The sequence below is a fragment of the Rhodococcus sp. ACS1 genome (assembly GCF_002300155.1).
Taxonomy (GTDB): Bacteria; Actinomycetota; Actinomycetes; order Mycobacteriales; family Mycobacteriaceae; genus Rhodococcus_F; species Rhodococcus_F koreensis.
Window position 1 is genome coordinate 194,484 of the sequence record NZ_NSDZ01000003.1, and the last position, 13,741, is coordinate 208,224.

10 protein-coding genes are annotated in these 13,741 nt (G+C 63.3%); 6 read left to right on the top strand and 4 right to left on the bottom strand.

Annotated elements, in window-relative coordinates; translation table 11 throughout:
- Positions 1-24 precede the first annotated feature (24 nt).
- From CJ179_RS11425 to CJ179_RS11440, 4 genes are all read right to left on the bottom strand, one after another.
- Positions 25-939 (bottom strand): LysR family transcriptional regulator, encoded by a 915-nt coding sequence (locus CJ179_RS11425; protein ID WP_083395706.1) that lies wholly within the window; start codon positions 937-939, stop codon positions 25-27.
- Positions 940-1,110: 171 nt separating this feature from the next.
- Positions 1,111-2,646 carry an APC family permease gene (locus CJ179_RS11430; protein WP_072947236.1) on the bottom strand — a complete coding sequence of 512 codons (1,536 nt, stop codon included), beginning with the start codon at positions 2,644-2,646 and terminating at the stop codon, positions 1,111-1,113.
- Positions 2,647-2,843: 197 nt separating this feature from the next.
- Complete coding sequence (locus CJ179_RS11435) at positions 2,844-4,175, bottom strand: NAD(P)/FAD-dependent oxidoreductase (RefSeq protein ID WP_143548890.1); 1,332 nt, start codon at positions 4,173-4,175, stop codon at positions 2,844-2,846.
- Positions 4,176-4,341: 166 nt separating this feature from the next.
- Positions 4,342-5,820: an aldehyde dehydrogenase family protein gene (locus CJ179_RS11440; RefSeq protein ID WP_095861557.1), complete on the bottom strand. Its 1,479-nt coding sequence runs from the start codon at positions 5,818-5,820 to the stop codon at positions 4,342-4,344.
- Positions 5,821-6,405: 585 nt separating this feature from the next.
- On the opposite strand from CJ179_RS11440, the gene CJ179_RS11445 reads away from it, so the two are divergent.
- From CJ179_RS11445 to CJ179_RS11470, 6 genes are all read left to right on the top strand, one after another.
- The gene (locus tag CJ179_RS11445) at positions 6,406-7,350 is read left to right on the top strand and encodes a dihydrodipicolinate synthase family protein (protein WP_072947233.1); all 945 of its coding nucleotides are present in this window, start codon (positions 6,406-6,408) and stop codon (positions 7,348-7,350) included.
- A gap of 5 nt (positions 7,351-7,355) precedes the next feature.
- Positions 7,356-9,032, top strand: a complete 1,677-nt coding sequence (locus CJ179_RS11450; RefSeq protein ID WP_095861558.1) for an NADH:flavin oxidoreductase — start codon at positions 7,356-7,358, stop codon at positions 9,030-9,032.
- The gene (locus CJ179_RS11455; RefSeq protein ID WP_072947231.1) at positions 9,025-9,777 is read left to right on the top strand and encodes an SDR family oxidoreductase; all 753 of its coding nucleotides are present in this window, start codon (positions 9,025-9,027) and stop codon (positions 9,775-9,777) included. Before CJ179_RS11450 ends, CJ179_RS11455 begins: the two co-directional genes overlap by 8 nt.
- A gap of 107 nt (positions 9,778-9,884) precedes the next feature.
- A complete protein-coding gene (locus CJ179_RS11460) occupies positions 9,885-11,195 on the top strand; it encodes an MFS transporter (RefSeq protein WP_095861560.1) in 1,311 nt (436 codons plus the stop codon).
- Positions 11,196-11,241: 46 nt separating this feature from the next.
- A complete protein-coding gene (locus CJ179_RS11465) occupies positions 11,242-12,819 on the top strand; it encodes an APC family permease (RefSeq protein ID WP_095861561.1) in 1,578 nt (525 codons plus the stop codon).
- A gap of 105 nt (positions 12,820-12,924) precedes the next feature.
- A complete protein-coding gene (locus tag CJ179_RS11470) occupies positions 12,925-13,701 on the top strand; it encodes an SDR family NAD(P)-dependent oxidoreductase (RefSeq protein WP_179377563.1) in 777 nt (258 codons plus the stop codon).
- The last annotated feature ends 40 nt before the right edge of the window (positions 13,702-13,741 follow it).

Here is a 13,741-nt window from a genome sequence, read left to right on the forward strand (position 1 = left end):
GCTCAGCGCCGCGCATGACGGAGTCTACTTCTCGTTCGCTCGACGTGGCTGTTCTTCCGGGGACGGGGCGAGACCGGAGTCGACGACGGCATCGCGAAGGAATTGCAGGACCTTCCGGGTGATTTCCCAACGGAGCTGAGCGGCCGGCAGGACTGTCCAGTAGTGCCCGGTAAATGTGACGTCCTCGGGGAGAACTCGGACCAGGGACGGGCGTCTACGTGCGATGTAGGTGGGCATGACGGCAATCCCCACACCGGCCAGTGCGGCTTCCTCGTGTACCAGGAGATTGTTGGACTGTAACCGAATGATGTTGGGCAGCATCGGTCTGAGAGCCGCGAAGTCGGGCACGGCTGCGAGAGGGTCCTCCGCGTACCAGCACAGGACGTGCTGTTGCAGATCCTCGATCTGTCCGATCGTGGGGTGTGTGTGCAGGTAGTCCTCGGTGGCGTAGAGCCCGATCTCGTAGGCAACGAGTTCTTGGACTTTGACCCGGGTAGATGTGGGTTTGGTGCGGACCACCGCCGCGTCGAAGGACACCCCGTCCCGGCTCGCCAGGGAATCTGCCGTCACGATACGCAGGATGACTCCGCTCTCGGCGATCAAGCGTCCGCAGCGCGGTGCCAGGACGGCCGCGGCGAACCCGTCCGGAGCGAGGATGGTCCATTCCTCCGGACCCGACACGATCGGGTCGCCGTCCGCGAACACATCGACACCGAGGGAAACCATGCGCGCTGCCGGCAGGAGACCTTCGCCCGTGGGTGTCAGCTTCCAGCCAGTTCCACTCCGGCTGAACAGCCGGGTTCCGAGCGCTTTTTCCAGCCGACCGATTCGGCGGCTGACGGTTGTGTAGTCAACCCCCAGCTCCTGGCTGGCGCGGACCAGGGTCTTGGCTTCGGCTACGACGTGGAAGTACTTCACGTCTTCCGCATCCACTCTCATCCGGTCCCTCAATGTCGATTTCACTTCGATGCGTGCCCTCGCCACCGGGGCCTACCCCGATGGCGAGGGCACGAGCTACTGGTGACCTCACGCCCGATGCCGAGGCTGGAATCGTGGCCAGCGCGGTATCGGCCCGGAACCTGCCGGTCGGTCATCGTCCGCGCAGGATCCTCACAGACGTCCCTTCTCGAGTTCGGTTGGCGTCATTGGGTCACGGTTCGTCGAGCGGGTAGGAGAGGAACGCATCTGCTTCATCTCGTGCTCGAGGGCGAGCGCGTCGGCACCCTGGGGCATCGCCGGAGCGGGGAGCCGCCAGAGCATTGGAAGTTTGTCTTGAACAACACGTCGATACGCATAGAGCACGACCGAGAACAGCAGGACGGCCACCGCGACGAGGGACTCCCGGGCGCCGCCGTAGCCCAGAAGCTCGGGATTGAGGACGCCGATCACGGTGATGAATACGTTGAACACCACCAGGACGGCCACGACCGGAATCCACGCGTTACTCCGCCGAATCGGCCGCGGCCAGTTCGGGCGATCTTTGCGTAGCAGGATGAAGGCCGCCAAACCCAGGATGATCGCCAGCAGGTAGCCGAGATTGCTCGCCAGCAGGATGCTCACCGGATGCCCCACCAGGACCATGACGGTCGCGTTGAGGAGCACGTCCAGGGTCAGGGATCGGCCGGGCACACCCCACCGGTTGACCCAGTCGAGTTGCTTGATGGTCATCCCTTCCTGGGCAAGGCCGAACAGCGCGCGGCCCCCGTCGGCGGTAGTGGAGATGATGGAGATCAGCAGGGCCGAAGCGATCACGATCGTTCCGATCCAGGCCGCGCCACCGAATGCGTGGTCGAACGCCACCGCGACATAGTTCACCGGGTTGTCCCGGACCACGCCCTCGCCAAGACCACCCGCGAGAGCGGTCGGGACGACGACGAACAACACGATCATGAACAACGAAATTCGCGACATGGCCTTGGAAGTGTCGCGGGCGGTGTCCTTGTACTCGGGTGCGAAAGACGCAACGATCTCGCCCGCGTAGATCGTCCACGCGGTCACGTAGAACACGACGGCGACAGTTCGCCAGTCGCCGGCCACCGACCACGACAAGTTGGCCGTCGACCAATGGATCGACGGGCTGACCAGGCACGCCACCGTTATTACGGCTAGACCTGCGACGACCAGCAATCCGAGCACCTTGTTGACCGTGGCACCGAATTTCAAGCCGAAGTAGTTGAAGGCCCAGGCGAACAGCATGGCACCGAGGGCGAAGAGGTGTTCGAGCCCGAGTTGGTTGCCGAAGATGCTGAAGGCGACAGTGTTGTCCTGAAACCAGGTCGCCTCGATCAATTCGCCGAAGACCACGGAGGCCATGGAGATGGACAGTGACCAACCGAGCCAGTAGCCGAATGCGGCGATAGCTCCCAGTGGGGCAAAGTATTTCTTCCAGCCCTCGATTGCGTAGCGTGCGACCCCTCCGGAGTCGCGGGGGAACATTGCCGCCATCTCCGCAAAGACTTGGCATTGCAGGAAGCTGATCACCGCTCCGATGAACCAGATCGTAATTGCGGTCCACGCACCGACTACGCCGAGTAGGTAGCCGAAGGTCACGAACAACCCAACTGGCAGGGTCAGCGCCATGGCCATGCCATCGCGCCAGGTGAGCTTCTTGGCGAGTCTTCGATCGCCCATGCTGTTTTCGGTCATGTCTCGTCCTTCGTTTTTATTGTCCCCCCGAGCTAGGTCGACGCGATCGTCGGGATCGGCACCTTCTGGTGATCTGTGTGGACGGCAGGCCGGGACGCCAGGCCGCGGCGAGCGTCCCGGCCCTGCATGTCTAGGTCTTCACCCCGGAATTCGCGTGCATCCGAGTTGCGCGAAGGGGGTGCAACCTGTGACCGGGCTCAGCTGGGATTCCCGGAGATCCGTGCATGAATCTCTCGATCAGCCCGGATTCCGGATTCGATCGCGCCATCGATGAACCCGTTCCATCCATTCGCGAGATCCGAACCAGCGAAGAAGACCCTGCCCTCGGGCTTCTGCAGCTCCGCGAGCAACCTCGTTGTCTGGCCCGGTCGGAACATGCACCAGGTGCCGCGCGAAAACTCGTCGCTTGCCCAGTCATGTCCCGTGGTGGCGACGACTTCCAGATCCCCGAATAGCTTCTGGAGTTCTGCACTGACCTGGTCAACGTCACTGGCGTTCAGATCAGCCCCTTCGGGGCCGAATGCGATCAGCAACTGGCCGTCATCGAGAACCTTGTCCGTGACGACATAGTTGATCAAATGGTTCTCCGGAGCAACAGCGAAGAACGGCTTGGGCAAGTCCCCTCGAACGTGCACCCACGCTTTCGAACCACGGCCGGGCTGGCCCTCAGAAATCCCCGCTTGTTTTGCGGCGGATAGTGCGGGACTGAAATCAATGGCACCGAAGGTATTCAATGGTGACGCGACGACCACGTACTGAGCCCGCAAGGTATCCCCTTGCCGGGTGGTCACGACCACACCGTCATCCGATTGTTCCACCGCGGCAACGGGGGTGCTCAGCCGAATTTCGGCTGAGGAATCGTCGGCTATGGCCTGGATCAGAGAGCGTGTTCCGTTCTTGAGTTTGTAGCGCCCAACCGTATCGAATACTGCATTGATATCGAATCCGCTCAGCGCATACCAACGCAGCGCAGCAACCAGACCGACGTCTCCACAGGGAGCGGAGCCCATGGCTGTCCACAAGCCATTGGCCAGGTCCTTCTCTTCTGGAGTCAGGTCAAGTCCGTCGATCCGATCTTGGATCGACAACTTGTCGACGACCTCCAGCGCATCCTGATGGTAAAAGGGCTCGAACGGTCGCTCGAGAACCTCCCGAGCGTCCTGAACGACCATCTCCATGAGGGACTCGATAGCCGCCGAGGCCTCCTCGTAGGGAACGCTCTTCCGCCGGCCTCCGGTCACCGTGGCCGCGATCTCAGGCGCGGACACTCCGATGGTTTCGACAAGCTCGAGGTTGTAGCGCGAGATTTCCGCGAACGCATGTGGCTGGAACCAATGAACCCACGTACCTCCCAACTCCAACGAGTGCCCCGGCAGAGCGTCGTCCTTGTACCAGGTTCTGCCGCCAATGCGATCCCTGCCTTCGAGCACGACCACGTCGTACCCCCGGCGACTGAGTTCCCGAGAAGCGGTGATGCCGGCGAAGCCGGCTCCAATGATCACAACATCACATGACTGATTGTTTCCCATGTCCTCATCCACTGATAGTCAAGAATTATTTGTCGGTGACAATTTGATTCGGTCACCTTCGGAACGAAGTAAAGTCCCCGGAATTGGGGCTACTGTCCTCCGGTTGTCTCCACGGTCGCTCGGCTCGAATAAGCGCTCCTCTTTCCGATCCCTCTTTTGCGAAGCTTCAGTCGCTCTTCTTGACGATGTGAAGGACGCTGGTGTCGGTGAATTCCAGGAGCCCTTCCATGCCGAACTCAACGCCGAGACCCGATTGCTTGCGTCCGCCGAAGGGAACGTCAGGCAGGACGGCACAATGCGTATTCACCCAGACCGTGCCACTCTCGAGGCGCTGCGCGACCCTGGTGGCGCGCTCCACGTCGGTGCCCCACACCGAATTGCCCAGGCCATATTCGGTCCCATTGACCTGCTCGATCACCTCGTCGAGGTCGTCGTACTTCACGATGGCGCGGACAGGCGCGAAGGTTTCCTCGGCGACGAGTGGACTGGCGTGATCGATGTCGCGGACGACGGTGAGCTGCACGAAATAGCCGGGACCGTCGAACACGTCGCCGCCGGCGATGATCTTTCCATCACGCGCTGCGATCTCGAGTGCCTTCTTGGCAGCCTCCAACTGCTTCGGGTTCTGCACCGGACCGTATTCGGTGTCCGGGTCGAGTCCGTGACCGACCTTGGCGTCGGTGGCCAACCTGGCGAACTCATCGCAGAACTCGTCGTATTGCGAAGCGTGCACGAAGATCCGCTTGATGTTGATGCAAACCTGACCGGAGTTCCAGAATGCCCACTCGAAGATGCCTTTGGCGACCTTCGATACGTCTGCGTCGTCGAGCACGACCGCTCCGTCATTCCCGCCCAACTCCAAGACAACTCGTTTGAGAGTCTCGGCGCTGCTGGCCATCACCTTGCGGCCTGCGACGGTGGAACCGGTGAAGGAGATCTTGTCGACCTTCTTGTGGGCGGTCAGGTAGGGGCCCAGGTCGCCTCCGTCGCCCACCACGTTGACCACTCCGGCCGGAACCAGATCCTGGAGCATCTCACCGATCAGCATCGCGTTGAGCGGTGTGGTTGGTGCGGGTTTGATCACGATCGTGTTGCCTGCGAGCAATGCCGGCGCCACCTTGTAGATGGTCTGGAAAAAGGGGAAGTTCCACGGGATGATCCCGAGCACGACGCCGATGGGCTTGCGGTGGATCTCGATCCTCGAGTCCTCGTCGTCACGCACCACTTCGGGATCGAGGCGCAGGTCGGCGATGTGGCGCATCCAGATGAGGGCCGAGTCGACATCACCGTCGGCCGAGGCAGCCGGTTTGCCTGTTTCCAATGTGATGATCCGCGAGATCTCCTCCCGCCGCGCCTCGATGCGCTGCGCGAGCTGGTGCAGGATTCGTGACCGCTCCTCCACCGTGGTGTTCTGCCACTCTCCGAATGCGCGGGCCGCACCCAGGTATGCATCATCGGCCTGCTTCTCATCAGCGACCGGCGCCGTCGCGATGACCTCACCAGTTGCCGGGTCGCGGACCGGCTGACTAGTTGCCCCTTCGACTAATTGCCCATCGATCAGCTGCTTGAACGTCTGATCCGACAGATCGACTCGGGCAACCGAAGTGTCCAGCTGATGGGGTGCGGGAAAGGGGGCGGTGGTCATGTCGTTGTCTCCATCGTGGGGGAATTTCGGGGGCATCGTCGGTCACACCTCGCTCGTCGGATGCGGAGTGAGCGCTGGCCGACCGTTCCGATGGGTAAGGTGATCCGTCCGGCTGGATCGAGTGGCAATGAACTTAATCACTAATTTCAGGTGGCAACATATGCGTGTGCACAGTCAAGGATGAACTGTCTGTGCATGCCCACACTCGGTGGCGCTTGATACGTCTTCTCCGAGGAATTTGGAGAAGCCGCGACTGCCGATGGATCGCTGCCCACGAAAAGGGCGTTGCCGAGGTCGTTTTGGGCGCTTTCTCCCGCGCGACGAATGACGCCGAGTTCGAGATATCGCGAATAACTCAGCGGCACTGTATAAATCGACCGTTTCGGGGCGCAGAAGGCTCTCGCGCAGATCTGGAGGTCGAGGAGCAGGCCCTACTTGTCTCTGACCGCAAACGCGGAGGCGCGGACCAGGAATTCATCTGACCTGCAATTTCTGCACAAATGCATATCGGCGTGCAGGACTGTCCCTTGTTCGTCCACACGCTCGTTCCTACCTTTCTTCTAACCGCATCAGAAAGGGGACATCATGGTCCAGAGCGACTCGGTCTCGTCAGTTCGGGGTCTCATTCCAGCCCACCTCACTCCAATGTCGAGGGGAGGAGCGATTCACTGGGACGCACTCACCACCCATCTCCGGTGGCTTGCGGCAATACCAGGAGTTGAATGGATCACCACCACCGCCCACGCCTCGGAGGTCGCGACCCTGACCACCGACGAACGCCAACGCATGATCGAGCACGCCGTCTCCGTCGTTCCGGAATCCGTCGGCGTGGTCGCCGGCGTCTACGACGACGGCAGTGCCCGAGCCGCGGCCGAGGCACGACGTTCGGTCGACTCTGGAGCGAAGGCGCTCTTGGTCTTCCCCTCGGGAGTCTTCGCCGGCGGGTCGCAGCAGCGCTCGGAATCGCAGCGTTCCCACTACGAAGCGGTCGCTGAAGCTGTGGACGTGCCCCTGATCATCTTCAAGTATCCGGTCGGCAACCCTCTCACGCTGCCGCTCGAGACCACCCTGGAAATCTGTCAGACCATCCCGACCGTGGCGGCCATCAAGGAATGGTCCTACGACATCGTCGAGTACGAGGACACCTGGCGGGCGATCAAGGCCGACGCGCCCCACGTCTCGGTCTTGAGCAGCTTCAGCCGCGCCCTCTTTGCATCCCTTCTGGTGGGCAGCGACGGGGTGCTGAGCGGTCACGGCAGTATCGTCGCGGATCTGCAGAGTGAACTCCTCGCCGCAATGCAGGCCGGCGACCTGACCGGGGCGCGAAAGGCCTGGGATCGCATCTACCCCCTTGCCGTTGCCTGCTACGCCGATCCCTTCTTCGACCAGCACAATCGGATGAAGGCGGCCCTGGGCATCTTGGGGCGAATCCCGAGCGACGCCACGTATGTGCGGCGCCCCTTGGTGGAGGTCGACGACACTGAGCTCGCCACTCTCGAGGCCGCCTGCGTCGCCGCTGGGCTCGTGTAACGCTCATGTCCTACGCCCACCTCTTCAGTCCGAGCGCGATCGGCGGCGTCGAGATGCGCAACCGGGTCGTGTTGCCCAGCATGACCACTCGCCTGGCCACCCCCTCCGGAGAGGTCACGCCGGAGCTCGTGAGTTACTACCAGGAACGGGCCAGGGGTGGCTGTGGTCTTGTGATCGTGGAGATGGCCTCGCCGCAGCGTCGTGGTCGGCACCGAGGGCGCGAGCTGGGCATCGACTCGGACGAGTACATACCCGGGTTGCGCTCCCTCGTCGCGGCCATCCACGAGCAGGGGGCTCGGGCCGGCATCCAACTGGGCCACGGCGGAGCGAGGGCGCTGCCGACGGAACTCGGCGGGCGCCCCCTGGCCTCGACTGCGGGGCCGGTTCCGGTATTCGAGACGGCACGCTTCGTGAACTTTCCCGAGCTCTTCGACGAGGATTCTCTGGAGCAGCTCGTGGTGGATCACGTCGCCGCGGCCAGACGGGCTGAGGAGGCGGGGTTCGACATGATCGAGCTCCACGGCGCCCACGGATACCTTCTGGCGCAGTTGATCAGCGCCGACGAGAACCAGGTGCTGCCGAACGCCGCGGCCCGGTACGACTTCCTCGCGTCGTTGGTGCGCCGCATCGTCGAAGCTGTCGGAATTCCCCTGAGCTATCGCCTCAGCGGTCAGGACTACTACTCCGCCGGACAAACCGTGGACGACTCGCTCGCGTTCCTTCCCTACCTCGAGAACGCCGGCGTCTCCGCCGTCTCGGTGACCGGCGGGCACTACAAGTCCGTCGATCCCGAGATCATGATTCCGCCGATGCCGTACGAGGACGGCGTATTCCTCGACGCGGCCAGGGCGGTCAAGGCGCGCACGCGCCTGCCCGTCATCGCGGTTGGGCGGGTGAATGCCCCGGCTGTGGCCGAGGACGCTCTCGCACAGGGGTGGGCGGATTTCGTCGCGGTGGGGCGCGGCCAGATCGCCGATCCGCACTGGGCGCGCAAGACGCAGCAACACCTGCAAGTGCGAGAGTGCCTGGCGTGCAATCACTGTGTGCGGACCATGCGATCGGGTCAACAGCTCGCCTGCGCGGTGAACCCCACCGTGACGACCACCGACCGGCCCGCCACTCGAACCGTTGCGCAGCGCCGACTCGTGTTCGGTGCCGGGCCGGCCGGCCTGACCTACGCAGTGGAATCGGCTCGAGCGGGACACGAGGTGTACGTCATCGCGCGGGACCGCACCTGGAAGGCGGCGGCAGCACCCACCTTCAACGGCTACCGACCGGATCGACAGCGGATGCGCCGCTACTTCGACGGACTGTGGAGGGAGGCCGTCGAGGCCGGGGTTCACATCGCCCCGGAAGGGGAGCGGGAACCACCGCCCGAATGGCGTACGAACGTCGACGTCGTCGCTGACGCCAGAGGCGCCACGTACGTGGGCAACCTCGGTCCCCTCGTCCGCATCCTCATCCGAGTCCTGTCCCGCGTACCCCTGCCGAAGCGGCTGATGAAAAGCGACCGGCTCCACCACATATTGCTCTACGACCTGCGCAACCCCCGGAGGAAGGAGCCGACCCGCATTCCGGGGGCTCGCACCATCAAGATCGGCGACGCGGCACAGCCGGGTGAGTTGGCCGCTGCCGTGCGCGATGCATACACCCAAGCGTGGAAGGAAAACAGTGATGACTAATCACCCGATGCGATGCATCGTCACCGGCGGCAGCCAAGGCATCGGCGAGGCCATCGTCGAGAAACTCCTGTCAGATGGAGCTGCTGTCGCCGTAATCGACCGGCAGGCGCCCTCGGCGCGACTGAAGGACCGAGTCGCTTTCGCCGAGTGCGACGTGAGCAACGCCGCGGCTATGGAGCAGGCCGCCGTGGCGTTGACAGCTGCATTGGGCGGGCCGCCCACCACGGTGGTCGCCAATGCAGGAAGGTGCGTATCCGGCCGGTTGGCGAGCGACCCGGTCGATAACCTCGTCAACCACTTTCAGATCAACACCTTGGGGGTGCTCAACACCTTCCGCCCCCACATCTCCCAGATGCGCGCCGAAGGGGGTGGATCACTGATCGCGATCACCTCGAACTGTGCGCACAAGCCCCGCCTCGACCTCGGCGCCTACTGCGCCACCAAGGCCGCCACCAAAATGATGGTCGAATGCCTCGCACTCGAACTCGCAGCTGACGGAATCCGCGTCAACGCTGTCGCTCCCGGTTCCTGTGACACCGAGATGCAGCGCCGTCAATGGGAGGAGCTCGGTGTCCCGAAGGACCGACAGGTCGTCGGCGACCTGACGTCCTATCGATCCGGCATCCCGGCAGGCAGGCTGGCGACGCCAAACGACATCGCACAGGCGGTCGGCTTCCTGGCCTCACCGGCGGCCGAGTTCATGCGAGGCGTGACGTTGGTCGTCGACGGCGCCCAGTCGATCTGAATCATTCGGGTGCGCAGTCGCTTTGAATCTCACAAAGCGATTGGCGCCACCGACCGTCCTCGCAGCGACCCAAAACGGGTCCTCCCGACATCCCCGGAGAATTCGTCATGACCGGCACCCAGGACCCCACGGCGACCGCCGAGTCGGCGACGCAACGCGGAAACGCATCCCCACCGTCCACCCGCAGGGCGATGCTGGGCCTCGGCCTCGGCAACACCCTCGAGTGGTACGACTGGATGATCTTCGGCCTCCTCGCCGCGTTCATCGGGCCGCAGTTCTTCCCGTCGCAAGACCCTGTGTCGTCCACCCTCGACGCGCTGGCCGTATTCGCGGTCGGGTTCTGCGTCCGGCCGCTGGGCGGAGTCCTGCTCGGCAATGTCGCCGACCGTATCGGCCGTCGCCGGGTGATGCTCTGGTCGGTCGGCATCATGGCGGCCACCACCCTTGGCATCGCGCTGCTGCCGTCCTACGACTCGATCGGCGTCTGGGCCGGGATCCTACTGCTGGCATGCCGGCTGCTCCAGGGCCTGTCCACCGGCATCGAGGCACCGCTGTCCACGGCGTACGCCGTGGAATTGATGCCGGCCGGACACGAGGGTAGGGCGGCCGGTTACATCAGCTTCTTCCAGAACTTCGGCATCCTGCTCGCCTCCGTGGTCAGCTTCGCGACCAGCTACACCATCGGCGGCGACGCCATGCCGACGTGGGGCTGGCGGGTCCCGATGCTGGTCGGTGCTGCGATGAGCTTCTTCGTGCTCTACCTGCGGCGTGCTCTGCCCGAGACACTGTCGGAGGAGGAGAAGGCCGAACGCACGTCGGGCACCTGGGAGGGCGTCCGACGGCACTGGCTCGGCCTAGCCGCGATCATCTTTGTCGTCGGCGCCGCGCAGGCCTACAACTACGCGTGGAACGTCGGTCTGCCCAGCCTGGCCCGCGGCACCTACGGCGAGAATCCGACCACGATCTTCGCCGTAACCAGCATCCTCGGCGTGATCATGCTGGTCGGATCGATCATCACCGGCCGGATCGCCGACCGGGTGCGCCTGTCCCGGGCGTTCGTTGTCACTCGCCTCGCGGTCGTCCCCGGCATCTTCCTGATGTTGCTGTACGCCGGCGACGGTCTGAGCACCTTCACCGTGGTCCTGCTGCTGGGTGGCGTACTGCTGGCAGCGAACATGACGCTCTACAACGTCGTGTCCACGTCGCTGATGCCCAAGTACTGCCGGGCAACCGGCACCGGGCTCGGCTACGGCATCGCCGTCGCCGCCTTCGGTGGCACCGCGTCCTACCTGATCGTCTGGTTGCAGAGCCGCAACTTGTTGTGGGCCTTCCCCGTCTACACCGCCGTTCTGTCGGTCATCAGCGTGGTCCTCTACATTGCAGCCCGCCGCCGCAGCGGCACCTTCGCCGGAGAGTGAACACCACGTCGCCAGCATGTACTGACCAACTACGAGGAGCACCACGATGAGCGACAGCGTTGACCAACATAGACTCGCCAAGACACTGACCTGGCGCGACGGAATGGCCCTTGCGCTTGCCCTACCTACTGGGTTGTTCGTGACATTCGGCTATCTTCTGGGGGTCGTCGGCGCCTGGGTTGCAATCACGGTCTGGTTCGTTGGTGCAGTTGTCAGCTATCTCCAGTGTCGGGTGTTCGCGGAGATGGCATCGATGTTTCCGCGCGACTCCGGGGGCGTAGCGCGCTACGCAATCGAGGGCTGGAAGAAGTACTTCGCCCCGATCGGTGCCATCGCCGCGTTCGGGTACTGGATCGGTTGGTCTCTGACAATCTCCATGGCTTCGGTCGTGTTCGGCGAACTGATCGAGGCGACGTGGTTTGAAGGAAACACACTCGACATCGACGTCCTTGGCAATCGCCTCGGGCTCGAGCACGTCTTCGCCCTCGGTGCCATGCTGTTCGCCTGGGCATTCAACTACTTCGGCTTGAAATTCGGTGCCACGGTCAACAAGGTGCTCGGCCTGCTCGTGATCGCAGGTCTAGCCGTGGTGTCGGTGGCGTGCCTGGTCAGCCCGTCGATCCATTGGTCGACGGCCAACTTGTCGTGGTCGGTTGACGGAGACTGGAAAACCGTGGTCGTCGTGCTCTACGTGACCGCGTGGGCGGTGTACACAGGCGAGATCGTTGCGTCTTTCGCACCCGAATACAAGGACACATCCCGCGACACTTCCAAAGCCATGACGCGAATTTCGCTGTTCATGATCGTGCTGTTCGTCGTAGTGCCGCTGGCCCTGGCCGGCGGCCTTGGTGAGGGAACGATTCGCGACAACCCGGTGACCTATGTCGCGGTGGCGTTCGACCACGCGTTCGGCGGAGCGTCGTGGATCGGAACCCTCGTGATCGCCTTCTCGCTGCTGGTGGGGATGATCTCCACTACCGCCGACGGGGGCCGCGCGCTGTTCGGCCTTGCCCAGGAAGGGATGACCATCAAGCAACTCGACCGGGTCAACCGGTGGGGTGTGCCCGGCCGATCCCTGACGCTGGACGTGCTCCTCAACGCGACCGTCATGGTCCTGGTGGGGCATCCGGTGAGCATCCTGCTGGCGAGCAATCTCGGCTACCTGCTGGCGATCATCCTGAGTTTGGCGGCCTTCATCCTGCTACGCAAAGATCGCCCGAACTGGCCGCGGCCGATTCGGCGGAGCAACGCGTGGATTCCGGTCGTGGCCGTCCTGGTGGTGTTCAACGTGTTCATCACCGTGATCGGCGTCCTCAATCCCGAGCTTCTGGGCTACGGCGGCGCAAGGGAATCTCTGCTGGCAGTGGGTATCTTGCTGTTCTCGGTCGTGCTCTATGTCTATCGACGCGTCGTCCAGGACAAGCTTCCATTGGTCTGGCGACTCCCGGCTCCTGCCATGCCCGAGGGCGCGGACGCTCTCGCCCTCGAGCTCGAGATGCGCGTGACCAGGGGTGCTGGGACCGTCCACGAGGAGGTAGCCAATAACGCTGGGTTGTCCACTATTCGGCAGAGCCAGGAACCGAGCGTGCGGCCGGTAAAGGCATTCACCGACCACGACGACTGATCCGGTGTACGAAAAGGGGTCCACACGCGAGAAGCACGGCGCGGGCAGCTACCAACGCGGCCTGTGCCGGCGGTCGGCCAACTTCATCTGAGCGAGGAAAGGGAAGTGACTGTGAACAACTCGGAAGCCGGTGTGGACCGCCGCGTCATTATCACCGGAGGTACCAAGGGTATCGGGTACGCCTGCGCAAAGCTATTTGCACGACGGGGTTATCGTGTGCTGATCTGCTCACGCAATACAGCCCAGGTCAATGCGGTGGCCGCGGAGCTGAGCCAGCACAGCGGTCAAGTTGCCGGAATGGCTGCGGATCTGGCGGATCCGGATGTGGGTAACAGCATTGTCGATCGGTGCCTCGATCTGTTCGGGGGGGTCGATTATCTCGTCAATAATGCCGGCATCTATGAGTCGATCGCGATGGTCGACATGACGGCCCAGGGATGGGACGCCACTTTGCACAACAACTTGCGTGGTGCGGCACTCACTTCTGCTGCGGCGGCCCGTGCCATGCGGTCCACCGGCGGCGGATCGATCGTCAACATCGCCTCGGTCAACGGGCTGGCGGCGGAGGCCAACTTTGCGCCCTACAACGCCTCGAAAGCCGGACTGATATCCCTGACTCAGACCAGCGCCATTGAGTGGGCCGATGAAAACATCAGGGTCAACTGCGTTGCGCCCGGCTGCATACGAACACCGATGGTTGATCCGCTGGTCGCCGATCTATCCGATGAGGTCATCGCGCGGTACGTACCGATGCGCCGACTGGGTACACCGTCGGAGATCGCGTCAGTGGTGGCCTTCCTCGTCTCCGACGATGCTAGTTACATCACGGGGCAGACCATCACGGTCGATGGCGGCACCCTGACCCGCCAGCCAATGCTCTGAGAAGACAGGACGCGAAGACGTTGGCGATCAGGACGCCGAG